21 protein-coding genes are annotated in these 22,529 nt (G+C 66.7%); 11 read left to right on the top strand and 10 right to left on the bottom strand.

Features of this window, described 5'->3' with window-relative positions; genetic code table 11:
• The first annotated feature begins 47 nt into the window (after window positions 1-47).
• Complete coding sequence (locus QE452_RS06515; RefSeq protein ID WP_309659025.1) at window positions 48-422, top strand: hypothetical protein; 375 nt, start codon at window positions 48-50, stop codon at window positions 420-422.
• A 12-nt stretch (window positions 423-434) separates the two neighbouring features.
• Here QE452_RS06515 and QE452_RS06520 read toward each other — a convergent pair whose 3' ends face one another.
• Complete coding sequence (locus QE452_RS06520) at window positions 435-737, bottom strand: alkylphosphonate utilization protein (RefSeq protein ID WP_309659024.1); 303 nt, start codon at window positions 735-737, stop codon at window positions 435-437.
• A 246-nt stretch (window positions 738-983) separates the two neighbouring features.
• Between QE452_RS06520 and gntA the strand changes: the two genes are divergently transcribed.
• A complete protein-coding gene (gntA, locus tag QE452_RS06525) occupies window positions 984-1,718 on the top strand; it encodes a guanitoxin biosynthesis heme-dependent pre-guanitoxin N-hydroxylase GntA (protein WP_405052742.1) in 735 nt (244 codons plus the stop codon).
• Complete coding sequence (locus tag QE452_RS06530) at window positions 1,715-2,317, top strand: urea carboxylase-associated family protein (RefSeq protein WP_309659022.1); 603 nt, start codon at window positions 1,715-1,717, stop codon at window positions 2,315-2,317. The genes gntA and QE452_RS06530 overlap by 4 nt, the downstream gene beginning before the upstream one ends.
• A 5-nt stretch (window positions 2,318-2,322) precedes the next feature.
• On the opposite strand, the gene QE452_RS06535 is transcribed toward QE452_RS06530, so the two are convergent.
• Both QE452_RS06535 and dnaE read right to left on the bottom strand, forming a co-directional pair.
• Window positions 2,323-3,927, bottom strand: a complete 1,605-nt coding sequence (locus QE452_RS06535; RefSeq protein WP_309659021.1) for a long-chain fatty acid--CoA ligase — start codon at window positions 3,925-3,927, stop codon at window positions 2,323-2,325.
• Between the two features lie 17 nt (window positions 3,928-3,944).
• Window positions 3,945-7,448, bottom strand: a complete 3,504-nt coding sequence (gene dnaE, locus QE452_RS06540) for a DNA polymerase III subunit alpha (RefSeq protein WP_309659020.1) — start codon at window positions 7,446-7,448, stop codon at window positions 3,945-3,947.
• Window positions 7,449-7,577: 129 nt separating this feature from the next.
• Between dnaE and QE452_RS06545 the strand changes: the two genes are divergently transcribed.
• Both QE452_RS06545 and QE452_RS06550 read left to right on the top strand, forming a co-directional pair.
• Window positions 7,578-8,879: a hypothetical protein gene (locus tag QE452_RS06545; protein ID WP_309729765.1), complete on the top strand. Its 1,302-nt coding sequence runs from the start codon at window positions 7,578-7,580 to the stop codon at window positions 8,877-8,879.
• 63 nt (window positions 8,880-8,942) lie between these two features.
• Window positions 8,943-9,527: a DUF308 domain-containing protein gene (locus QE452_RS06550; protein ID WP_309659018.1), complete on the top strand. Its 585-nt coding sequence runs from the start codon at window positions 8,943-8,945 to the stop codon at window positions 9,525-9,527.
• 3 nt (window positions 9,528-9,530) lie between these two features.
• Here the strand turns inward: QE452_RS06550 and QE452_RS06555 are convergent, their stop codons facing one another.
• The 5 genes from QE452_RS06555 to QE452_RS06575 form a co-directional block, all read right to left on the bottom strand.
• Window positions 9,531-10,007 carry a glutathione peroxidase gene (locus QE452_RS06555; RefSeq protein WP_405052743.1) on the bottom strand — a complete coding sequence of 159 codons (477 nt, stop codon included), beginning with the start codon at window positions 10,005-10,007 and terminating at the stop codon, window positions 9,531-9,533.
• On the bottom strand, window positions 10,007-10,600 hold the full coding sequence (locus QE452_RS06560) for a GNAT family protein (RefSeq protein WP_309659017.1): 594 nt from the start codon (window positions 10,598-10,600) through the stop codon (window positions 10,007-10,009). Before QE452_RS06560 ends, QE452_RS06555 begins: the two co-directional genes overlap by 1 nt.
• Window positions 10,597-11,271 carry an ABC transporter ATP-binding protein gene (locus tag QE452_RS06565; protein ID WP_125995069.1) on the bottom strand — a complete coding sequence of 225 codons (675 nt, stop codon included), beginning with the start codon at window positions 11,269-11,271 and terminating at the stop codon, window positions 10,597-10,599. The genes QE452_RS06560 and QE452_RS06565 overlap by 4 nt, the downstream gene beginning before the upstream one ends.
• Window positions 11,264-12,514, bottom strand: a complete 1,251-nt coding sequence (locus QE452_RS06570) for a lipoprotein-releasing ABC transporter permease subunit (protein ID WP_309659016.1) — start codon at window positions 12,512-12,514, stop codon at window positions 11,264-11,266. Before QE452_RS06570 ends, QE452_RS06565 begins: the two co-directional genes overlap by 8 nt.
• 468 nt (window positions 12,515-12,982) lie before the next feature.
• Window positions 12,983-15,436: a TonB-dependent receptor gene (locus tag QE452_RS06575; protein WP_309659015.1), complete on the bottom strand. Its 2,454-nt coding sequence runs from the start codon at window positions 15,434-15,436 to the stop codon at window positions 12,983-12,985.
• 261 nt (window positions 15,437-15,697) lie between these two features.
• Here QE452_RS06575 and QE452_RS06580 point away from each other — a divergent pair, with 261 nt between their 5' ends.
• Window positions 15,698-16,171 carry an Hsp20 family protein gene (locus QE452_RS06580; RefSeq protein ID WP_309659014.1) on the top strand — a complete coding sequence of 158 codons (474 nt, stop codon included), beginning with the start codon at window positions 15,698-15,700 and terminating at the stop codon, window positions 16,169-16,171.
• A gap of 120 nt (window positions 16,172-16,291) precedes the next feature.
• Here QE452_RS06580 and QE452_RS06585 read toward each other — a convergent pair whose 3' ends face one another.
• Window positions 16,292-17,941: a CTP synthase gene (locus QE452_RS06585; RefSeq protein ID WP_309659013.1), complete on the bottom strand. Its 1,650-nt coding sequence runs from the start codon at window positions 17,939-17,941 to the stop codon at window positions 16,292-16,294.
• Between the two features lie 85 nt (window positions 17,942-18,026).
• Entirely contained in the window at window positions 18,027-18,419 is a 393-nt protein-coding gene (gene secG / locus QE452_RS06590) for a preprotein translocase subunit SecG (protein WP_309659012.1), read from the bottom strand.
• A gap of 254 nt (window positions 18,420-18,673) precedes the next feature.
• On the opposite strand from secG, the gene QE452_RS06595 reads away from it, so the two are divergent.
• The 5 genes from QE452_RS06595 (at window position 18,674) to pgl (ending at window position 22,503) form a co-directional block, all read left to right on the top strand.
• A complete protein-coding gene (locus QE452_RS06595; protein ID WP_309659011.1) occupies window positions 18,674-18,994 on the top strand; it encodes a MarR family transcriptional regulator in 321 nt (106 codons plus the stop codon).
• A gap of 52 nt (window positions 18,995-19,046) precedes the next feature.
• Window positions 19,047-19,295 carry an SH3 domain-containing protein gene (locus tag QE452_RS06600; RefSeq protein ID WP_309659010.1) on the top strand — a complete coding sequence of 83 codons (249 nt, stop codon included), beginning with the start codon at window positions 19,047-19,049 and terminating at the stop codon, window positions 19,293-19,295.
• Window positions 19,292-20,218: an N-acetyl-gamma-glutamyl-phosphate reductase gene (argC, locus tag QE452_RS06605; protein WP_309729767.1), complete on the top strand. Its 927-nt coding sequence runs from the start codon at window positions 19,292-19,294 to the stop codon at window positions 20,216-20,218. Before QE452_RS06600 ends, argC begins: the two co-directional genes overlap by 4 nt.
• Before the next feature lie 12 nt (window positions 20,219-20,230).
• Window positions 20,231-21,694: a glucose-6-phosphate dehydrogenase gene (gene zwf / locus QE452_RS06610; RefSeq protein ID WP_309659008.1), complete on the top strand. Its 1,464-nt coding sequence runs from the start codon at window positions 20,231-20,233 to the stop codon at window positions 21,692-21,694.
• A gap of 104 nt (window positions 21,695-21,798) precedes the next feature.
• On the top strand, window positions 21,799-22,503 hold the full coding sequence (gene pgl, locus QE452_RS06615; RefSeq protein WP_125995082.1) for a 6-phosphogluconolactonase: 705 nt from the start codon (window positions 21,799-21,801) through the stop codon (window positions 22,501-22,503).
• Window positions 22,504-22,529: the final 26 nt, after the last annotated feature.

Raw genomic sequence — 22,529 nt, forward strand, 5'->3', positions numbered from 1 at the left:
CAACCGCCGGTGTCAAAGGGTAAGCGCCCCATCAAAGAGGGAAATGCATGTCGAAGATCAGGCTTTGTGCCGCATTATGGGCGATGACGACGATCATCCTGTCGTTCCTTCTGTTCCTGTTGTCGGGCGGGTCCGCGATCGTGTCGGCGGCGATGACGATAGCCGCGCTGGTGCTGGCGGCCCCCGCCCCGTTCATGGCGAAGACCCGCGCCGCGCGTGTCCGCGTGGCGCTGGCGGCGATGGCCTATGTCGTCGGTCTCGGCGGCGCGATCGTGCTCGGCTATCTGGCCGAGATGCGATTGATGGCCCTGGCGCTGATCGGCCTGTTCGCGCTGGTCGGCCTGGGCCTGGCCGGCTGGGCCTGGACGACGCGCAATCGGCGGCCCAAGCCCGGCTGGGCGGGATATTACGACTCCCATTGACGGCAGGTGGGATCAGCGCTTGCGGACGAACTCGGCGCGCAGCACCAGTCCCTTGATCCCGTCGAACTTGCAGTCGATCTCCTGCGCGTCGCCGGTCAGGCGGATCGACTTGATCAGCGTGCCGCGCTTCAGCGTCTGCCCCGCACCCTTCACGTCCAGATCCTTGATCAGCGTCACCTGATCCCCGTCCGCCAGCAGGTTGCCGACCGCATCGCGGACCTCGACCTGCTCGGCGGCTGCGGCCTGGGCGGCCACTTGCGATGCCGGCAGCCACTCGCCGCTCGTCTCGTCATAGACATAGTCTTCGTCCTGCATGGAACCTCCTGTGCGGTTGAAGCCGGCGGCTTTGCGGATGCGCATGGCCGCTGACAAGCCTCGGCCATCGATCGAACCAGGCCAAGTGGTGGCATGACGCGCCATGTCTCGAAAATGGCGGGGAAGTTTTTCACGCTGCACAGAAGGGCGGCCGGACCGGGCAAAACGTCATGATATGCATCAACCCGCCCTCCTATACTCAAGGCATGAGCGGAACGAAGCAGGTCCTGTGGTTTTGGACGGGACATGATCGTTGACCGAGCACTGCCACCCCTTCCCCCAATCCGACCGATGTTCGACTGGGGCGCACCAGCCGCCGAACCGGCCCGCGCGGAATTGTTCGACCGCATTGCCGACGCCGCCTTCCCCTGTGTCGGCGCCAAGGCGGCCATGGCGAAGGGCACGCTGGAGACGGTCGGTTGCCGCAGTCTCGACAGCGCCTGGGACGATGTCCGCATCCATGAACGGCTGCTAGCCTTCGCCACCGCCTATCGCGCCGATCCCGGGCTGTTCCGTAGTCTGGCGGTGATCTTCGACGGTCCCGGCGGCCTCTCGGAAGCCGAGTTCGAGCGGCTGCTGTGGACACGCGTCCAGTCGCTGTCGGACAAGGATGTGTGGCGTGGCCTACCCTATGACCGAACGGTCAGCGCCGATCCCGACAGTCCGCATTTCTCCCTCAGCTTCGGCGGCGAGGCCTTTTTCGTCGTCGGCCTGCACCCTGCCTCCAATCGTCCCGCCCGCCGCTTTTCGCGGCCGGTGCTGGTCTTCAACCTGCACGACCAGTTCGAGGTGCTCCGCGCCCAGGGCAAGTATGAGACGATGCGCGAGAAGATCATGGTCCGCGACGAAGCCGTCGCCGGATCGCGCAACCCGATGCTGGCCCGACACGGCCAATCGAGCGAGGCGCGGCAATATAGCGGCCGGATGGTCGGGTCGGATTGGAAATGCCCGTTCCACTATAAGGGCGGCGACGAGGCATGAGCGCCGCCGTGCACGAGATTCCGGAGCGCAGCGGCACCGCCTTCCCGCTCAAGGCCGGTGAAATCCTGACCGTAATCGACCCACGGGGCGAGCAGGTCGCCGACCTGCTGGCGTTCAACGCGCATGACTTGAACGAGGTGATCTCCTCGGGCCGGACGCTGGATTATGCCGAGACGATCTACCTGACCACCGGCCACCATCTCTATTCCAATCGCTCGAACGTGATGCTGGAGATCGTGGAGGACATGGTCGGTCGGCACGATTTCCTGCTGACGCCCTGTTCGGTCGATACCTTCCACCATTTCTATCCGCATCTGCCGGTGCATCGCGGCTGCTTCGGCAATCTGGCGGCGGCGCTGGAGCCTTATGGCGTGGTGCCGGATCGGATACCGGTGGCGTTCAACTGCTTCATGAACGTGCCGATCGACGGCGACACGGGCAAGTTGCGGGTCCTGCCGCCGATCAGCAAGGCGGGCGACCATATCCGCTTCCGCGCCGCCATGGACCTGGTGATCGGATTGACCGCCTGCTCCGCGCCGGACTCGAACGGCGGCAGCTTCAAGCCGATCCACTACCGGATCGACCCCGCCACCGCCTGATCCGGTCAGGCGGGCAGTTCGCTGCCCGCCAACTGGTAATTCCGATAGCGCGCGCGCAATTCGGTCTTGAGCAGCTTGCCAGTGGCAGTGTGGGGCAGGTCGTCGACGAACAGGATTTCGTCCGGCAGCCACCATTTCGCGACCTTGGTCGCCAGATGGGCCCGAATTGTCTTCGCCGTCACCCCCGATCCCGGCTTGGCGACGACCAGCAGCAGCGGTCGTTCGTCCCAGCGCCGATGGACGACGCCGATCGCCGCCGCCTCGGCGACGCCAGGGCAGCCGACCGCCGCATTCTCCAGATCGACCGAGCTGATCCACTCGCCACCCGACTTGATCACGTCCTTGGCCCGGTCGGTGATCTGCATCGTACCGTCGGGATGCAGGATTGCGACGTCGCCCGTGTCGAACCAGCCCGCCCCGTCCAGCGCATCGGCTTCCGCCCGGTAGTAGCGACGGATCACCCAGGCACCGCGCACCTGCAACCGGCCGGACGTGGCGCCATCACGGGGCAGCTCCCCTCCCTCGTCGTCGACGATGCGGAGTTCGATGCCGAACGGGATCTGGCCCTGCTTCGACACCAGGTCGAGCCGTTCCTCCAGGCGCATCGCGTCCCATTCGGGCGGCCGCTGGCCGGCCGTGCCGACCGGCGACGTCTCGGTCATTCCCCAGAGATGCGCGACTTCGTAACCCATGGCCCATAACCGCTCGATCATCGCTCGCGGCGCGGCGGAGCCCCCGATCGTCACCAGCTTCAGATCGGCCGGCGGCGGGTTGCCCGCATCGATATGCGCGAACAGGCCGAGCCACACGGTGGGCACGCCCGCCGAATGCGTCACCCGCTCACGCGTCATCAGGTCGCACAGGACCGCCGGCTCGTTGACCGCCGAGAAGACGAACTTGGCCCCCGCGATCGGCACCGCCAGGGGCAGGCCCCAACCGGCCGCATGGAACATCGGCACCACCGGCAGCACGACGCCCCGAGACGACAAGTCGAATACCGCCGGAGTGATGACGGTCAGCGCATGAAGGAGAGACGATCGATGCGTGTAGAGCACGCCCTTCGGGTCACCGGTCGTACCGCTGGTATAGGCGAGCATGCAGGGCTCACGCTCCGAGCCCTCGACCCAGGCATAATCGCCATCCTCGTCCGCGAGCAGGGCCGCGAGCGTATCCGGCCCCTCGCCGTCGAGTACGACATAATGGGCGATGGTCGGCCAGCGGTCGCGCATCCTGTCGACGATCGGCTGGAAGCAGCGATCGTAGAGCAGCACGCGGTCCTCGGCATGGTTGGCGATGAAGGCGAGCTGATCGTCGAACAAGCGCGGATTGATCGTGTGGATGATGCCGCCCATTCCGATCGCACCGTACCAAGCGACCAGATGGTTGGCGTGGTTCATCGCCAGCGTCGCGACCCGGTCGCCGGGCCGCACCCCCAGCCGCTCCAGCGCCTGCGCCAGCCGCCGGGCATCGTGCGCGATCTGCGCCCAGTCGGTCCGTGTCTCGCGACCGTCCGCCCAGCGCGTGACGATCTCGCGCCGCGCATGTTCGCGCGCGGCATGGTCGAGGATGCGCGGCACGCGCAGCTCGACCTCTTGCATGGTATCCAGCATGACCCTCTCCCGGCTGCCTAGCCGACGAGCGCCAGCCTCGTTTCAGAGGTCCGGAGCGCGACGGCGGTGACACCGTGCAACGCTTCGATATGTTCGGCAAGCTCGGCGTCCAGCCGGAAATCGCGGCCCAGCAGGACCATTGCCTCGCCCTCGCTGGTCGACAGCCTGGCCCGAATCTCGCCCCGCGCCCCGCGATGGTCCGCAAGCAGTTCTGCCAAAAGGGTAAATGTCGCCGGCGCAGTGACCGTCACCTCGATCACGAAGCGCGCATTATTGGCCAGCCCCTCAAAGGGCTGGATGCGTTTGATCGACACGCGCGGCGTTTCTTCCCCCGGCCGGCGGTCGAGTTCAGCGGTAATTAGGCCGCAGCCGCCATTCTTCGCCGCTTCCTCCAGATCGGCCGCGACCGAGTCGTCGAAACAGGTCGCCAGGAACTGGCCCGAGGCGTCGGACAATTGCGCCATCATGTAGCGCTTGCCCCGCGCCGAGGTGCGCCAGCGCGCATCCTCGACCAGCACCGCCAGCGTCGCGCCGACCCGGTTGCCGTCGTCGGGGATATTGAGTTCGGACAGCGAGGCATAGGTGCGCGCGCCATGCATCTTGGCGAGGTGCGCGTGCCGGTCGACCGGATGCGCCGAGAAGTAGAAGCCGAACGCGTCCTTCTCCTGCTCCATCCGCTGCGCCAGCGACCAGCGCGCGCCCTGGGGCAGGCGGATCGTGTCGCCGGCATGGCTGGTATCGCCGAACAGGCCGCCCTGCCCGCTGACCTTCTGCTCGTGGTTGCGCGCCGCGACCGCCAGCACGATTTCCGCCGCCCCATGGACGCCGGCACGGTTCGACTCCAGCGCGTCGAACGCGCCCGCCGCCGCCAGCGTCTCCAACTGGCGCTTGTTGATCAGGCGCGGGTCGACGCGGGTGGCGATGTCGTCCAGGCTCTTGAACGGCCCCTTGGCACGTTCGACGACGAGCTTCTCCATCGCCCCCTCGCCCACCGACTTGAGCGCGCCGAGCGCATAGCGGATCGCCACGCCCTCGCCATCGCGGGGCTGCACGTCGAAGTCGGCGAGGCTGGCATTGACGCACGGTCCCAGCACCTCGACCTTGGCGCGGCGCGCATCCTCGACGAACAGGCCCAGCTTGTCGGTCAGCGCCATGTCGAAGCACATCGACGCGGCATAGAATTCATGCGGATAATGCGCCTTCAGCCATGCGGTCTGATAGGCGAGCAGCGCATAGGCGGCGGCGTGGCTCTTGTTGAAGCCATAGCCGGCGAACTTGTCGATCAAGTCGAACAGCTCGTTGGCCTTTTGCTTGGGGATGCCGTTCACCTTCGCGCATCCCTCGACGAAGATGGCCCGTTGCGCGTCCATCTCCGCCTTGATCTTCTTGCCCATCGCGCGGCGCAGCAGGTCCGCGCCGCCCAGGCTGTAGCCGGCCAGGATCTGCGCCGCCTGCATCACCTGCTCCTGATAGACGAAAATCCCATAGGTCTCCTTCAGGATCGGCTCCAGCAGCGCATGGGGATAGACGATCTCCTCCGTCCCCTGCTTGCGGCGACCGAAGGTCGGGATATTGTCCATCGGTCCCGGCCGGTAGAGCGACACGAGCGCGATGATGTCGCCGAAGTTGGTCGGCCGCACCGCCGACAGCGTGCGGCGCATCCCCTCCGATTCTAGCTGGAACACGCCCACCGTGTCGCCGCGCTGGAGCAGGGCGTAGGTGCCCTCGTCATCCCATTCCAGCGCGTCGAGCTGCACCGAGATGCCGCGCTTGGCGAGCAGCTGCACCGCTTTCTGCAACACCGACAGGGTTTTCAGGCCGAGGAAGTCGAACTTCACCAGCCCCGCGCCCTCGACATATTTCATGTCGAACTGCGTCACCGGCATGTCGGACCGGGGATCGCGATAGAGCGGCACCAGCTGCGCCAGCGGCCGATCGCCGATCACCACGCCGGCAGCGTGGGTGGAGGAGTGGCGCGGCAGGCCCTCCAGCTTCGACGCCAGATCCCACAATTTGCGGATCTGGTTGTCGTTGGCATATTCCTTGGCCAGTTCGGGCACGCCGTTCAGCGCCCGCTTCAGGTCCCAGGGATCGGTCGGATGGTTGGGCACCAGCTTGGCGAGGCGATCGACCTGGCCATAGCTCATCTGCAGCACGCGGCCGGTATCCTTCAGCACCGCGCGCGCCTTCAGCTTTCCGAAGGTGATGATCTGCGCCACCTGGTCGCGGCCGTATTTCTCCTGCACGTAGCGGATCACCTCGCCGCGCCGGGTTTCGCAGAAGTCGATGTCGAAGTCGGGCATCGACACGCGTTCGGGATTGAGGAAGCGTTCGAACAGCAGGCCGAGCTGGAGCGGATCGAGATCGGTGATGGTCAACGCCCAGGCGACGACCGAGCCCGCGCCCGAACCACGGCCCGGCCCCACCGGAATATCGTGATCCTTCGCCCATTTGATGAAGTCGGCGACGATCAGGAAATATCCGGGGAAGCCCATCTGGATGATGATGTCGACCTCGAACTTCAGCCGCTCGCGGTACAGATCGCGCCAGCCCGGTTCCCCGTCCGGCTCGCCCTTCATCGCGCGCAATTCGGCGATACGGTCGAGCCGCTTCTCCAGCCCGGCCTCGGCATCGGCGCGCAGCATCGCCGCCTCGCCGTCACGATCGCCGGCCAGCGAGGGCAGAATCGGCTTGCGATAGGGGGCCGCTACCGCGCAACGTTGCGCGACGACCAGCGTGTTGGCGATCGCCTCAGGCAGGTCGGCGAACAGCGCCTTCATCTCGTCGGCCGGCTTCAGCCAGGCATCGGGCGAGCTTCTCGGCCGGTCGGCGGTTTCGACATAGGTGGAATTGGCGATGCACAGCATCGCGTCATGCGCGTCTCCGAACGCGCTGTCGGCGAAGCAGCAGGGATTGGTCGCGACCAGCGGCAGGTCGCGCGCATAGGCCAGCTCGACCAACGCCTCCTCGGCCGCCATCTCGACGGGATCGTTGCGCCGACACAGCTCGATATAGAGCCGATCGCCGAAGATCGCCTGCAACCGGTCGAGGAAACCGGCGGCGCGATCCGGCTGATCCTCCGCCAGTAGGCGGGCGAGCGTCCCCTCGCCCCCGGCGGTCAGTGCGATGAGGCCGGCGGAATGCCGCTCCAGCCAGTCGATGCCGACATGCGGCACCAGTTCCAGCGGCCGCTCCAAATGCGCGGTCGACACCAGCGCGCAGAGATTGTCGTAACCGGTCGTATCCTGCGCATAGAGCGCGATCCAGTCGATCACGGGCGCGGTGCCCTCCGGCATGTCCGGACGCGCGAGGCCCAGCATCGTGCCGATGACCGGCTGCACGCCGCTCTTCTTGGCCGCGTCGGAATAGGCCATCGCCGCATAAAGACCGTTGCGGTCGGTCAGCGCCGCGGCGGGAAAAGATCGCGCCTTGGCCTGGGCGGCGATCGCCTTGGGCTCGATCGCGCCGTCGAGCATGGTGAAGCAGGAAAAGATACGAAGCGGCACGAACCCGGAATGCATCGCCTACATATGGACGCTGGCGACGATTCGAACACCCGGAAAATGGCGGCGGGTCGGCGAACGCGCATCGGACCCGGCCGAACGATGCCGCATTGCCTTTATGCGGCGGAGCGGCAAAGGACCCTGGCTGTGCTGATGTCGACCGCCGAAACCACGCCCGACCGGGTCCGCCCGGCCCGTCATCGCTGGCGGCGGGTGCTCCTGATCCTCGCAGCGCTGCTGGTGGGCGCGGTGCTGCTGCTGACGGGGGGATCGCCGATCGGTCGTGCCCTGCCCGCACCGACGGCGGATCAGGTCGGCGCCGCACGAGCGGCCGCGATGCAGCTTCGCGTCCTGCGCACGACCCCGGGTGCCAGCGGTATGGTGCGGTTCAGCGGCATGGACCTCCGGGCGATCAGCACCCTGGCCAGCCATGGCTTCGCGCCTGATCGGCTGGACGCGTATCTGGCGGACGGTGCGCTCCGCATCGACGCCGCGCACAGGCTCCCGCTCGGCCGCTGGCTGAACGTCGCGCTGGCCGTCCGCTCGCAGCCGAAGGGCTTTCCGTCGATCCGCATGACGGTCGGCCATGTCCCGCTCGGCGAGGGCATGACGCGGTTCGTCATCCGCACCGCGCGGTGGCTGCTGGCGAAGCGCGATGTGCCGGTCCCACCGCTCGATACGCTGGTCCGCAGCTTCACGGTCGTGCCGGGCGGTGTCGCCGCCGACATCACCCTGTCGCCGTCGATGATCGAAGGGCTGGCGCGGCTCGACGGGCATCGGATCGATCCGGCCCAGGTCGCTCAAATCTATTGCACGCTCGGTCGCCTGCAAGGCAGCGCGCCGCTTGATGATGTGGCCGCGCAGGTTCGCCGTGCCTTCGCGCTGCAATCGCCGGCCACCGCGACGGCGGAGCGGAACCGTGCCACCTTCGTCGCGCTCGCCATGTTCCTGGTCGACCCCGGTGCCGGGGAAATGGCCGGCAATGCGCGCGAGCGTACCGATGGCTGCCGTGTCGCAGTGCCGGTCGTGACGCTGCACGGCCGGGCCGACTTGACCATGCACTGGTCGCTGTCCGCCGCGCTGACGGCGGGATCGAGCACCCAGATCGCGCAGGCGATGGGGACGTGGAAGGAACTGGCCGACAGCCTGTCCAAGCAATCGGAATTCGCGGTCGGCGATCCGACCGGTTTCTCCTTCCTGGACCTGTCAGCCGACCGGTCCGGCTTCCGGATCGCCACCGTCGCGGTCGAGCCGGGCGAGGCCGTCCGTATCGCGACGGCGCTGTCCGGAGTCACCGAGGATCAAATCCTGCCGCCGGCGTTGATGGCGCAGCAGGACGGGCTCACCAACCAGCAATTCGTCCGTCACTTTGGCGGGATCGCCGACCCCCGCTATGACGCGGCGGTCGGGCGGATCGATGCCGTGCTCGATGCGGCCGGTATAAAGTAGATTAAATTTCGGTAAGCCGGCGGGTGGCGGGAACGGCGCGCGGGCAGCGGCGGTTTGCGCATCATGACAGACTATGCACGCTCCCCCGCCGCCGCCCTGTCCCGCGACGTCCCGCCAGCCGGTGCCGGCTGGGCGTGGATCCTGGCATCGGGCATCCTGTCCCTCCTGCTCGGCGTCCTGGCCTTTCTCTGGCCGTTCGCCGCCACCTACGCCGCGACCCTGGTGATCGCTGCCTTCTTCCTGGCCGCCGGGCTGGTCTCGCTGGGCGCCGGGCTGTTCGGCAAGGGCCATGGCGCGCGTGGCTATGCGATCGGCTTCGGCCTGGTGTCGCTGATCATCGGCGGCCTGATGCTGTTCGAGCCGATGACCGGTGCCTTCTCGCTGACGCTGATGGTCGCCGTCTGGCTGGCGGTGCGCGGCGCCATGGAGATCGGCTTCGGCTTCCGGTTGCGCCAGGGCAAGGCGCTGATGCTGGCGCTCGGCGTCATCAACATCCTGCTCGCCATTTTCGTGCTGGCGACGCTGCCGGTGTCGGCGCTGACCCTGCCGGGCTTCATCCTCGGCATCAGCTTCCTGATGAGCGGCGTGACGTCGATCGTCTCCGCCCTGCACCATCGCCGCGGCGCACCGGCCTTCGCGCTGCGCTGAACCTTACAACAGGGCTTCGATCTCGGCCGCCAGGTCCTCGGGCTTGGCGGTCGGGGCATGTCGGCCGACCACCCCACCGTCGCGGTTGACCAGGAACTTGGTGAAGTTCCACTTGATCCCCTTCGACCCGAGCAGGCCCGGCGCGGCCGCCTTGAGATGCTCGAACAGCGGCGAAGCGCCGGTGCCGTTCACCTCCAGCTTGGCGAAGACGGGAAAGCTGACATCATATCGGGTTGTGCAGAAATGCGCGATTTCCGTCGCGTCGCCCGGCTCCTGCGCCCCGAACTGGTTGCAGGGGAAGGCGAGCACCGAAAAGCCTTGCGCGCCATAGCGGCGCTGGAGCTGCTCCAGCCCGGCATATTGCGGGGTGAAGCCGCAACGCGACGCCGTATTGACGATCAGCAGCACCTGCCCGGCAAAGTCGCCGAGCGACCGGAGCGTGCCATCGGCGGCCTGGACCTCGAAATCGGTGACTCGCATCAGTCATGCCTTCCCAGCAGATAGTCGAGATTTTGCCGCACGCCCGGCCATTCGCGGTCGAGGATCGAATAGACCACCGTGTCCCGCAACCGCCCGTCCGCCATGACCTGATGCCCCCGCAACACGCCGTCGCGCCGCGCGCCGAGCCGCTCGATCGCGCGCTGGCTGCGCAGGTTGAGCAGGTCTGTGCGAATCTGCACGCATTGGCAGTCCATCACCTCGAAGGCATGGGCGAGCAGCATCCGCTTCGCTTCAGTATTGACCCCGGTGCGCTGCACGGCCTTGGCGTAGAAGGTCCCGCCGATCTCCAGCCGACGATGCGCGGGCGCGAGGCGCATCAGCCGGGTCGCGCCGACGACCTGCCCGTCCGGCGTCTCCACGGTGAAGGGGAGCGCGCGGCCATAGTCGCGCTCGCGCATCACCGCCGCCAGCCAGCGCTCGGGCGTCTTGAGCATCGAGACATTGGCGTAGAACAGGTCCCACAGATCGCCCGCCCGCGCGACCTCGACCAGCGCATCGACATCCGCCGGGTCTAACGGCCGCAACCGGACGTGCCGACCGGCGAGCGTCGGCGTCTCCGTCCAGACGGTCATGCCAGCCTACCCTCGTGCAGGCGCACCACCCGGTCCATGCGCGCGGCCAGCCGCTCGTTATGGGTGGCGACCAGCGCGGCCGATCCTTCCTCGCGCACCAGGCGCAGGAACTCGGCCAGCACGATATCGGCGGTATGTTCGTCGAGATTGCCGGTCGGCTCGTCCGCCAGCACCAGCGCCGGACGATTGGCGAGCGCCCGCGCCACCGCGACCCGCTGCTGCTCGCCGCCGGACAACTGGCTCGGCCGATGCGTCAGGCGATGGCCCAGGCCCAGTGCCGTCAACAGCGCGGTCGCGCGCGCATCCGCGTCCGGCCGGTTCGCGCCATGCACCAGTTGCGGCAGCACGACATTCTCGGTCGCGTTGAAGTCGGGCAGCAGATGGTGGAACTGATAGACGAAGCCCAGCCGGTCGCGTCGCACGATCGTGCGGCCATGCGCGTCAAGCTGCGCCACCTCCTGCCCGGCGATCCGGATCGAGCCTTCGAACCCGCCCTCCAGCAGGCCCACCGCCTGGAGCATGGTCGACTTGCCCGAACCGGACGGGCCGAGCAGCGCCACGATCTCGCCGGGCGCGATGCTGAGGTCGATGCCGCGCAGCACGTCGATCCGCGCGTCGCCCTGCACGAAGCTGCGCGCCAGGCCGGCAAGGTGGAGGACCGGTTCACTCATAACGCAACACCTGCACGGGATCGGTGCTCGCCGCCTTCCAGGCCGGGTAGAGCGTCGCGAGGAAGGAAAAGACCAGCGCCATGGAGGTGATGACGATCACCTCGACCGGATCGGTCTTGGACGGCAATTCGGTGAGATAGCGGATCGACGGGTCCCACAGGTTCTGCCCCGTCACCAGCTGGACGAAGTTCACCACCCCCTGCCGGTAGAAGAGGAACAGCGCCCCCAGCCCCAGGCCCGCGACCGTGCCGAGCGCGCCGATCGTGGTGCCGACCACCATGAAGATGCGCATCAGACCGCCCCGCGTCGCGCCCATGGTGCGCAGGATCGCGATGTCCCGCGTCTTGGCACGGACCAGCATGATCAGCGAGGACAGGATGTTGAACACCGCCACCAGGATGATGATCGACAGGACGGTGAACATCGCCACCCGCTCGACCGCCAGCGCCTCGAACAATTGCGCGTTCATGCTGCGCCAGTCGGCGATCACCGCGCCATTGCCGATCTTGTCGGCGAGCGGGCGCAAGATCTCGCCGACCCGGTCGGCATTGGTGGTGGTCAGCTCGACCATCCCGACCGAGTCGCCCATCAGGAGCAGCGTCTGCGCATCCTGGATCGGCATGATCACATAGGCCTTGTCATAGTCGTAGATTCCGATCTCGAAGATCGCCGCGACCTTGTAGCTGACCATGCGCGGCACCGTGCCGAACGGCGTCGTCTGGCCCTGCGGGCTGATCAGCGTGATGTCGCTGCCGATCTGGGCGCCCAGGGCCTCCGCCAGGCGGCTGCCGATCGCGATATTGCCGCTGCCCGGCGTCAGGCGATCCAGCGACCCGATCACGACCTTGGCATGGAGCGTGGAATTGTTGCGGATGTCGGCCACCCGCATCCCGCGCACCAATATGCCTTCGACCCGGCCGTTATAGCTGGCCATCAGCGGCTGTTCGATCAGCGGCACGGCGGAGGTCACGTTCGGCGTCGCCTTCGCCTCGCGGACGATCTCGCGCCAGTCGGTCAGTTGACCGCCATAGCCCTGCACGACCGCATGGCCGTTCAGCCCGACGATCTTGTCGAAGAGTTCGGCGCGGAAGCCGTTCATCACGCTCATCACGATCACCAGCGCCGCGACGCCGAGCATCACGGCAACGAGACTGATCGAGGCGACGAGGAAGATGAAGGCCTCGCCCTTGCCCGGCAGCAGATAGCGGCGGGCGATCATGCGTTCATAGGACGAGAGGATCATGTCGGATCGGCTCTAGGCGGCACGGGGGCCGGGTGCAACCAGATCGGTGCTGTTGCATCAAATCCACAACGGTTACTCAATCGTAACGGAGGGTTGCGGCGGCTGGTGACAGGCCCAACGGAAAGGCATAGCAACACTCGTGCTGAGACACAGGCAATGGCCGTGGTTCGGGGAACAGCTTCAACGCCCGCCCAACGAGGCTGGAGCGGAAGCAACAGAAATGGGGGCTGACGAGCGATCGTCACGCAGGCGCCCGGATCGGAAACGGTCCGGGCGTTTGCCATTGCGGCTCGGCCCGGACCGTCGAACGCCCTAGGCCGGCGGAAAGTCGGGAGCTTCCGGACTGCCACTTCCCGTCGGCATCGTCCCTATGACACGATCGAGATTAACCGCGAATGAGCGGCGGGTGAATTCCTCCCCCGATCCGCGCACCCTGCCGGTCCGGCCGACAGGATGCGCGTCGATCGGTCAGAAGCTGCGCGACACGGTCACGCCATAGGTGCGCGGGTCGCCGGGCTGGCCGACGATCAGGCCGGTGCTCCCCGACTGGGTGGCGAGCAGCTCGTAATAATCCTTGTCGAAGACGTTGCGCACCCAGGCGAAGGCGTTCCATGTCCCGCTCTCGCGATAACCGACCCGGATGTTGCTCAGCGCATAGCCGGCGATATCGGTGTAGCGCGACCGGGACGGATTGGACGAGAATTTGGACCGGTAGCTGCCGTCGTATCCCGCGTAGAAATTGCCGTCCAACCCCACCGCGGTCGCGGGGAGCTGATACTCCGCGCCGTAGGAGAAGGCCCATTTGGACACGCCCGGCAGCCACTGACCGGAAATGTCGCAATTGGCCGGGCTGTAGGATGGTTGCGTGCTCGTGCCGGGGCGTCCGGCCGGGCTCGGCGGATTGGCCGCCGACGCAGCGCTGCCGCCGGAAAGTTCGGGCGGGCATGGCGCGTCGGTGAAGCGGACATATTTGGCGTCGGTGAAGGCCGCATTGGCATAGACGTTCAGCCGATCGGTCGGGCGGAAGGCCGAGTCGAGTTCGATGCCGCGCGTCCGCACCCGGCCGGCATTGGCCAGATAGCCGCGCAGCACGCCAAGCTGGCCGTTGGTGACGGTCGCCTGATAGTCGTCGATCACCGTCCAGAAGCCGGCCAGGTTGAGCGTCACCCGCCGGTCCGCAAACCGCGTCTTCAGGCCGAGCTCGAAATGATTGACCTTTTCCGGCTTCACCGTCGCCGACGCCAGGATCGGCTGGTTCGCCGCGTCGAGCGGCAGGCCCGACAGGTTGATGCCCCCCGATTTATAGGAGCGCGCATAGGTGGCGTAATAGAAGACGTCCGGCGTGAACTGATAGGACACGGTCAGGTCGCCCGACAGGTTCCAATTATGGAAGTCCGGGTCGTAGCGTTGCGGGGCCAGCACGCCGCGCTGGTCGCTGGTCAGGGTGGTCGACCCACTGCCCGTCGTCACCACCGACAGATAGGACCCGCTCTTCTGGTCGTAATTGAGTCGCAGGCCGGGCGCGATCGACAGGCGATCGTCAACATGCCAGGTCAGCTTGCCGAACAGCGCGGCGGACGTGTTCTTGAAGCCGATCGTGTTGCGCGCGGTCAGGCCGTTCAGCGTCGCAGGATTACGCCCCGCCGCGCTGGTCGGGTTGAGCAGGAAGGCGCTGGCGGCCGGCCCCTGGACCTGCAAACCCTGCGTGTCGATCGTCTGGTAGAAGTAGAACGCGCCCAGCACATAATCGAGCGTGCGTTTGCCGTTCGAGGCGACGCGCAGTTCCTGGCTGACCTGACTCTGCTGCGACGGATTGGCCGAGACGGTAGTGATCGGCAGGCCGATGAAGTCGCGGTCGTTCGACGGGTCCCAATGCCAGAAACGCCAGGCGCTGACCGATGTCAGCGTCGACCCGCCCAGATCCCAGTTGGCGAGCAGCGACAGGCCGCCGAGTTCCTGCTTGGCGCGCAGGTCGGTATCGACATCGGTCAACCGATCGAAGGCATTGGTCGAGGGCACCTGATAGCCCTGCGCGGCGGCCAGCTCGGCATATTGCCGGTTGGTCGGACGCTGCGTCGCGCCGACCCGCGCATAATATTGCACGCAGCAATTGGGGTTCTGGCGCGCATAGTCGCCGCTCAGCGTCAGGTCGAGATTGGGCGTGGCCTTCCACAGGATCTGGCCACGGACACCCTTATTGTCCTGGCTGTTCTGCCACTCGTTCTGCCGGACATTGTAGATCGTGCCCCGGCGTGTCGTCACCGAGGCCGAGAGACGGATCGCGACCTTGTCGTCGACCAGCGGCCCGGAGGCCGATGCCTTGCCCTGGAAGAAGTCAAGATTGCCGCCGGTCAGTTCCACCCGCGCCTCGGGCGTGAAGCTGGGCTTGCGGGTGATGATGTTGATCGCGCCGGCGGTCGTGTTCTTGCCATAGAGCGTGCCCTGCGGCCCGCGCAGCACCTCGATCCGCTCAGTATCGGTGAAGTCGAACGTCGCTGAGGCGATGCGGCTGTAATAGACTTGGTCGACATAGATGCCGACCCCCTGCTCGATCCCGTCATTGGTCAGGCCGAACGGCGCGCCGAGGCCACGGATGTTCGCGGCCGAGTTGCGCGGATTGGTCGAATAGAATTGGAGCGTCGGCTGGATCTGGGTCAGGCGGCTGACATTGTAGGTGCCCGTCTCCGCCAGCGCGGTCCCGCCGATCACAGACACGGCGATCGGCACGGTCTGCACCGACTCGGTGCGTCGGCGCGCCGTCACCACGATGTCGCCGCCCGATGTCGCGACCGCCGGACCGGTGCGACCGGTCGAATCATCCTCCGCCTGGGGCGACGCCTCCGCTGCGGACGGCGCAGCCTGCGCGTCGGTGGCCGGCGCGGCGATCTGCAGCGCGAGCAGCAGCGTCAAAGTGGGGGTCATGAAGGAGGCTCCCTGGTGCGTGTTTTCGCTTTGCACGCAAACTCCACCATATCGCTGGGATATGAACCAAGCAAAATGTTCGCGCCAGGAAAGTTTCTCTATTTATCCCGGTATTTCAGTACTTTAGATGTGCGCAAAGTCCTCTTGAAAGAGGACGATAGCGAACCATCTATGCGGCATACGGCGCCAAACGGGCCGTAGGCCGGAGCCGCGCACAGGCGGGCTTCGGACGTAATCAACTCGCTCATCGGAGGATTTGAAATGCGCCTCGACCTGACCCCTTACCGCCGTTCGACCATCGGTTTCGACCGGCTGTTCGACCTTCTCGAAACCAACGCCCGCCATGCGTCGGCCGAGAATTATCCTCCCTTCAACCTCGAGCGTCTCGCGGACGATCGCTACCGCATCACCCTGGCGGTGGCCGGCTTCGCACGCGACGAGATCGAGATCACGGCGCAGCAGAACCTGCTGCTCGTCACCGGCAAGAAGGACGAGAAGCCCAGCGCGACCTTCGTCCATGTCGGTATCGCGAACCGCTCCTTCGAGCGTCGCTTCGAACTGGCGGACTTCGTGTTCGTGGAGGATGCGCGGCTGAACGATGGCCTGTTGGTCATCGATCTGGTTCGCGAGGTTCCCGAAGCGATGAAGCCGAAGCAGATCGCGATCAAGACCGGCGCGCCGCTTTCCGCCGTCGAGAACCGCACGGACTCGGGCGGCGAGGCTCAGGCCGCCTGAAGCGCTCGACGCCGGTTGCTCCCTTTTCCCGGCGTCGCAGGGGCGTCCGGGCCGCAAGGCCCGGGCGCTTTCCTTTACCTCGCCATCATCCCGTGTGGAGATGGCGATGGCAGAGCCGGATCAGACCAGCCGGCTCTGCTTGACCGCCGCTTCGACGAAGCTGGCGAACAGCGGGTGCGGATCGAAAGGCTTGGACTTCAGCTCCGGGTGGAACTGCACCGCGACGAACCAGGGATGGTCCGGCCGCTCGACGATCTCGGGCAGCGTACCATCGGGCGACATGCCGCTGAACACCAGGCCGCCCTTTTCCAGAGCGTCCTTGTAATGGGTGTTGACCTCGTAGCGGTGACGATGCCGCTCGAAGATCGTGTCACCGCCATAGATGCCGGCGACGACGCTGTTGCCGGTCAGCTTCGCCTCATAGGCGCCGAGCCGCATCGTGCCACCCAGATCGCCCTGCTCCTCGCGCTTCTCCAGCCCGTCGCGGCCCATCCACTCGGTAATGAGACCGACGACCGGTTGCTCGGTCGGGCCGAACTCGGTCGACGACGCGTCGGCGATGCCCGCCAGGTTCCGGGCCCCCTCGATACAGGCCATCTGCATGCCGAAGCAGATGCCGAAATAGGGGATACGACGCTCACGCGCGAAGCGGATCGCGGCGATCTTGCCCTCGGCTCCCCGCTCGCCGAATGCGCCGGGCACCAGGATCGCGTCGCACGGCTCCAGTTGCGCGAGGGTCTCGACATCGTCGCCCTCGAACAATTCGGCGTCGATCCAGCGGACATTGACCTTCACGCGGTTGGCGATGCCGCCATGAACCAGCGCCTCGTTCAGCGACTTGTACGCGTCCTGCAGGCCGACATATTTGCCGACCACGCCGATCGTCACCTCGCCCTGCGGGTTGGTCAGGCGATCGACGATCTCCGACCAGCGCGACAGGTCGGGCGCGCCCTGCGGCTCGATCCCGAAGGCGCGCAGCACCTCTTCGTCCAGCCCCTCGGCATGATATTGCAGCGGCACCGCATAGATGCTCTTCGCATCCAGCGCCGGGATGACGGCGGAGGCCGGCACGTTACAGAACAGCGCGATCTTCGACCGCTCCGACGGCGGCAGCGGCTGTTCGCAGCGGCAGACCAGAACGTCGGGCGCGACGCCCAGCGCCGCGATCTCGCGCACCGAATGCTGGGTCGGCTTGGTCTTCAGCTCGCCCGCCGCCGCGATATAGGGCACCAGCGTGACGTGGATGCTGATCGAGCGGCCACGGCCGAGCTCGTTCTTGAGCTGGCGGATCGATTCGATGAAGGGCAGCGATTCGATGTCGCCGACCGTGCCGCCGATCTCGCACAGGACGAAGTCCAGCTCGTCGCCATTGTCGTCGATCGTGTCGGCGCGGGCGAAGGCCTTGATCGCATCGGTGACGTGCGGGATCACCTGCACCGTCGCGCCCAGATAATCGCCGCGCCGTTCGCGCGTGATGACCGTGTGATAGATGCGCCCGGAGGTGACGTTGTCCGACTGATGCGCCGCGACGCCGGTGAAGCGCTCGTAATGGCCGAGATCGAGGTCGGTTTCCGCCCCGTCGTCGGTCACATAGACTTCGCCATGCTGATAGGGGCTCATCGTCCCCGGATCGACGTTCAGATAGGGATCGAACTTGCGGATGCGGACCTTGTAGCCGCGCGCCTGCAAGAGAGCTGCGAGAGAGGCCGCCATGAGGCCTTTGCCGAGCGACGAGACCACGCCGCCGGTGATGAAGATGTACCGCGCCATGGGAAGAATCGCCTAGCTTGGAATGGGGACGCACGACAAGCACCCGTGATCGATCACGGGTGCGGATTGCGACGGATGGAGGGTTTTAGTTCGCGAGCGGGACCGACGCGTTGCCGGTCGCATCGGTCGGGGCCGCCGTCGGCGCCGCACCCGGCTGGGTCGCGGGCTGGCCCGCCGCCGGAGCGGTGGGCACGCCGGCGGCCGGTGCGGCCGGTGCCTGGCGGGCGAGCGAGGTATCGATCGTCTGCGTGCCGCGATGCGTCGCCGCCAGCACGGCGAGGATGATCGAGAACAGCACGAAGGCGCTGCCCAGCACCGCCGTCGCGCGGCTGAGGAAATCCGCCGCGCCGCGCGCCGACATCAGGCCCGACGGGCTGCCGCCCATGCCCAGACCGCCCCCTTCCGACCGCTGCATCAGGATCACGGTGACGAGCGCCGCGGCGATGATGGCGTGGACGACGAGGAGGAAGGCGAACATAGGGCTGGGTGCAGTCCGAAAGGGAATGAAGTGGGGCACATAGGCGAGCCGCCCGCATCGATCAACCGGCCTCGTCCCGCCGTGCCGCACCCATGCGTTTCACCCTACGTTGCAAAGCGGTAAAATTGGCGGAAACCTGCCGCGTTACGGGGCGTTATGGCAACGAAACGAAACGATCTCCCGCCTGCGGGAGACGTGGATCATTCGGAATATCGCCTGTGCCCACGAGTGACCCTCATTCCCTGTCCATCTGGATGACCGCTTTGGTCGATTACGTCCGCTCGGGCGAACCCGACCTGACCAATCGCCAGATGGCTCTGCTCCTCCTCGTCTATCTCAAGCCCGGACCGCATACGGTGCGCGGCCTGGCGCGCGCGCTGAACGTCTCGAAGCCCGTCGTGACGCGCGCCTTGAACAGATTGGGTGCCCTCGGCTATCTGCGCCGCCAACGCGACGATAGCGACAAGCGCAACATCTTCGTCGCGCGCACATCCGAAGGGGCAGAGTTTCTTGAAGAGTTCGGGCAGTTCATCGGCGACCAGGACCCCAGCACCGCCCAGCGCGCCGTCGCGTAAGGCGTTCGCCCTGACCGGGCGGTCGGTCAGGCTCGATCCCCGCAGCCATGCGGTGCGCCCCGATCTGGCGGATATTCGCCTCGCGGATCAGGTATTTGCCCCCCATTACGCGGCATCGGTGGAGCGCTCGGTCGCATCGGCCGCCGTGCTGCGGAGCGCTCGCGATCCCCAATCCGAACCGTTGGTCACGTTGGCTCCCGGCGAGCGGTTCGAATTGCTCGACCTGATCGGCGATACCGCCTGGGGTCGTGCCGCGAATCACGATCTCGTCGGCTATGTACCCCTGGCGGCGCTGGCATGACCGCGCGGCTGTTCATCGACGGCGCGGCCGGCACCACCGGGATCGACATCCGCGAACGGCTGGCCGGGCGTACCGATGTCGAGATCCTGCTGCTCGACGAAGCCCGCCGCAAGGACGCGTCGGCGCGTCGCGAGGCGCTGAACGATGCGGATTTCGTCATCCTCTGCCTGCCCGACGATGCGGCGCGCGAGGCGGTCGCCCTGATCGACAACGACCGGACCCGCGTGATCGATGCGTCGAGCGCGCACCGCGTCGCCGATGGCTGGACCTATGGCTTTCCCGAGCTGGAGCCGGACGGCACCGCCCGCATCGCGGCGGCCACCCGCGTCTCCAATCCCGGCTGCTACCCGACCGGTTTCCTGGCGCTGGTCCGCCCGCTGGTCCGCGTCGGGCTGATCCCCGCCGACTGGCCGGTCAGCGTCAACGCCACCTCCGGCTATTCCGGTGGCGGCAAGGCGATGATCGCGGACTATGAGGCCGGCGGCGCCTCTGCCTTCCGGCCCTATGCCCTGTCGCTGGCGCACAAGCATGTGCCGGAGATGACGCTTCACTCTGGCCTCACCCATGCGCCGATCTTTGCGCCGGCCGTCGCCAATGTCCGCCAGGGCATGGCGGTCGAAGTGCCCCTGCCGCTCCACGCCCTGCCCGGCCGCCCGACCCTGGCCGCCCTGACCGACGCGCTTTCGGCCGCCTATGACGGCCAGCCGCTCGTCTCCGTGGCCACCGACCAGCCGACGGGCATCGCGATCGAGGAGAATGCCGGCACCGACCGGCTGACGCTCCGCGTGCTGGGCAACGACGCCACCGGCCAGGCACGGCTGATCGCGACGCTCGACAATCTGGGCAAGGGCGCGGGCGGCGCCGCCGTCCAGAACCTCAACATCATGGCGGGGCTCGATCCCCTCGCCGGCCTCCATCGCTGAAAAGGAACCGCCATGCCGCGTGATCCCGTCGCCAAGCTCCTCCTGTTCGGCGCCACCGGCGACCTGGCGCAGCGGATGCTGCTGCCGTCGCTCTACGGCCTCCACGCCGACAATCTGCTGCCGGCCGAGCTTAAGATCTTCGGCGCGGCCCGGCACGATCATGACGATGAGGGCTACCGTGCCTTCGCGCGCAAGGCGCTCGACCAGTTCCTGCCGGAGGACCGCAAGGACGAGGGCGCGATCGCCAGCTTCCTGGAGCGGGTCTTCTACCAGCCGACCGACCTGTCCGATCCCGCCAGCTTCGCCCCCCTGGCGGAGAAGGTGGGCGACATCGCCGGTGGCCTCGCCATCTACCTGTCGACCGCGCCCTCCCTGTTCGAAAGCGCGATCAGCGGCCTGCAAAGCGTCGGCTTGGCCGGCACCACGGTGCGGGTCGGGCTGGAAAAGCCGCTGGGCTATGACCTGGGGAGCAGCCGCGAGATCAACGACGCGGTCGCCAAGGCCTTTCCGGAGGAGCGGACCTATCGGATCGACCATTATCTGGGCAAGGAGACGGTCCAGAACATCCTGGCGCTGCGCTTCGGCAACAGCTTCTTCGAGCCGGTGTGGAATGCGCAGGGCATCGACAACGTCCAGATCACCATCGCCGAGACGGTGGGCCTGGAGGAGCGCGCCGGCTATTACGAGACGGCGGGGGCGCTGCGCGACATGGTGCAGAACCATATCCTGCAACTGCTCGCCCTGGTCGCGATGGAGCCGCCGGCCCATTTCGACGGCACCGATGTGCGCGACGAAAAGTCCAAAGTGTTCCGCTCGCTGCGCATCATGAAGCCAGAGGAGGTGCCGCAGATGACGGTCACCGGCCAATATGGCGAGGGCGCGGTCAAGGGCCAGTTCGTCAAGAGCTATGCCGAGGAGCTGGGCCAGCCGTCCAACACCGAGACGTTCGTCGCGATCAAGGCGCATATCGACAATTGGCGTTGGCAGGGCGTGCCCTTCTACCTGCGCACCGGCAAGCGCATGGCGACGCGCCGGTCGGAAATCGCCATCCAGTTCAAGGCGGTACCGCATTCGATGTTCGGCGCGCGCGGCGGCCTGCTCCAGCCCAACATGCTGATCATCCGCCTCCAGCCGGAGGAATATATCCAGCTGCTGGTGATGGCCAAGGAGCCGGGCCTGGATCGTAACGGCGTCCGCCTGCGCGAGGTGCCGCTCAACCTGTCGCTCGACGCCGAGTTCGCCGGCAGCCGTCGTCGGATCGCCTATGAGCGGCTGCTGCTCGACCTGATCGAGGGCGACCAGACGCTGTTCGTCCGCCGCGACGAGGTGGAGGCGCAGTGGCGCTTCATCGACGCGATCCGCGAGGGCTGGGACGCGAACAACGTCAAGCCGCGAAGCTATCCCTCGGGAAGCTGGGGTCCGTCCGCGGCGATCGCGCTCACGGAGCGCGACGGGGTGACGTGGCAGGACGATTGACCCGCGGAAGCCTCTGGCAAAAGCCGTATACTTACGTATGCGTCGGAGCCGATCGGGCTTCCGGCGGGATTGCGGATGCCGTAGCGTCCGCCACGGAGATTGTGATGACCGAGATCGAATGGTGGGAATATGACGACGCGGCCGAGCTGGCCGATGCGATCGCGGGCGACATCCAGTTCGTGATCGAAAGCGCGCTCGACGCGCGCGGATCTGCGGTGATCGCGCTGGCGGGCGGCAAGACCCCCTTCCCCGCCTATGAGAAGCTGGCCAAGGCCAAGCTCGACTGGAAGAAGGTGACGATCGTCCCGACCGACGAGCGGATCGTGCCGCTGGGCGATGCGCTGTCGAACGTCACCGCGCTCGCCAAGATCTTCCTGCCCAAGGGCGCGCGGGTGATGCCGATCGTGCCCGAAGCCACTGCCGATTATAAGGCGGCGGGTCGTTCGGCCGATGCGCTGATGCAGGATCTGCACTGGCCGCTAGATTTCTGCCTGCTGGGCGTGGGCGGCGACGGCCATACCGCATCGATCTTCCCCGGTCCCGATTTCGACGAGGCGCTGAACGGTCCCAAGGAACGCCGCGCGCTCGGCGTGATGCCCGATCCGCTGCCGCCCGAAGCACCGGTCGCGCGCGTGTCGCTGTCGCGCGCCGGCATCATCTCCGCCAAGGCGATGATGATCGCGGTGACCGGCCAGGCGAAGCGCGACGTGCTGGAACGCGCGATCGAACAGGGCCCGTCCTCCGCCTATCCGATCGGCCGCGTGCTGGCGGACGTGGAACTGCCGATCGACATCCACTGGGCGCCCTGACCGCCCGTTTCCCCTCCCCCGATTGC

It is taken from the genome of Sphingomonas sp. SORGH_AS_0438 (assembly GCF_031453475.1).
In the GTDB taxonomy this organism is placed as follows: domain Bacteria; phylum Pseudomonadota; class Alphaproteobacteria; order Sphingomonadales; family Sphingomonadaceae; genus Sphingomonas.

Excerpts from the sequence above, each read along its gene's own strand:
- pgl (WP_125995082.1), top strand. The coding sequence starts at position 21,799 with ATGACCGAGATCGAATGGTGGGAATATGACGACGCGGCCGAGCTGGCC.
- QE452_RS06585 (WP_309659013.1), bottom strand. The coding sequence starts at position 17,941 with ATGGCGCGGTACATCTTCATCACCGGCGGCGTGGTCTCGTCGCTCGGC.
- QE452_RS06575 (WP_309659015.1), bottom strand. The coding sequence starts at position 15,436 with ATGACCCCCACTTTGACGCTGCTGCTCGCGCTGCAGATCGCCGCGCCG.
- QE452_RS06520 (WP_309659024.1), bottom strand. The coding sequence starts at position 737 with ATGCAGGACGAAGACTATGTCTATGACGAGACGAGCGGCGAGTGGCTG.
- QE452_RS06595 (WP_309659011.1), top strand. The coding sequence starts at position 18,674 with ATGACCGCTTTGGTCGATTACGTCCGCTCGGGCGAACCCGACCTGACC.
- gntA (WP_405052742.1), top strand. The coding sequence starts at position 984 with ATGATCGTTGACCGAGCACTGCCACCCCTTCCCCCAATCCGACCGATG.
- QE452_RS06530 (WP_309659022.1), top strand. The coding sequence starts at position 1,715 with ATGAGCGCCGCCGTGCACGAGATTCCGGAGCGCAGCGGCACCGCCTTC.
- QE452_RS06560 (WP_309659017.1), bottom strand. The coding sequence starts at position 10,600 with ATGACCGTCTGGACGGAGACGCCGACGCTCGCCGGTCGGCACGTCCGG.
- QE452_RS06570 (WP_309659016.1), bottom strand. The coding sequence starts at position 12,514 with ATGATCCTCTCGTCCTATGAACGCATGATCGCCCGCCGCTATCTGCTG.
- dnaE (WP_309659020.1), bottom strand. The coding sequence starts at position 7,448 with ATGCATTCCGGGTTCGTGCCGCTTCGTATCTTTTCCTGCTTCACCATG.
- QE452_RS06565 (WP_125995069.1), bottom strand. The coding sequence starts at position 11,271 with ATGAGTGAACCGGTCCTCCACCTTGCCGGCCTGGCGCGCAGCTTCGTG.
- QE452_RS06515 (WP_309659025.1), top strand. The coding sequence starts at position 48 with ATGTCGAAGATCAGGCTTTGTGCCGCATTATGGGCGATGACGACGATC.
- argC (WP_309729767.1), top strand. The coding sequence starts at position 19,292 with ATGACCGCGCGGCTGTTCATCGACGGCGCGGCCGGCACCACCGGGATC.
- QE452_RS06550 (WP_309659018.1), top strand. The coding sequence starts at position 8,943 with ATGACAGACTATGCACGCTCCCCCGCCGCCGCCCTGTCCCGCGACGTC.
- zwf (WP_309659008.1), top strand. The coding sequence starts at position 20,231 with ATGCCGCGTGATCCCGTCGCCAAGCTCCTCCTGTTCGGCGCCACCGGC.
- secG (WP_309659012.1), bottom strand. The coding sequence starts at position 18,419 with ATGTTCGCCTTCCTCCTCGTCGTCCACGCCATCATCGCCGCGGCGCTC.
- QE452_RS06555 (WP_405052743.1), bottom strand. The coding sequence starts at position 10,007 with ATGCGAGTCACCGATTTCGAGGTCCAGGCCGCCGATGGCACGCTCCGG.
- QE452_RS06580 (WP_309659014.1), top strand. The coding sequence starts at position 15,698 with ATGCGCCTCGACCTGACCCCTTACCGCCGTTCGACCATCGGTTTCGAC.
- QE452_RS06535 (WP_309659021.1), bottom strand. The coding sequence starts at position 3,927 with ATGCTGGATACCATGCAAGAGGTCGAGCTGCGCGTGCCGCGCATCCTC.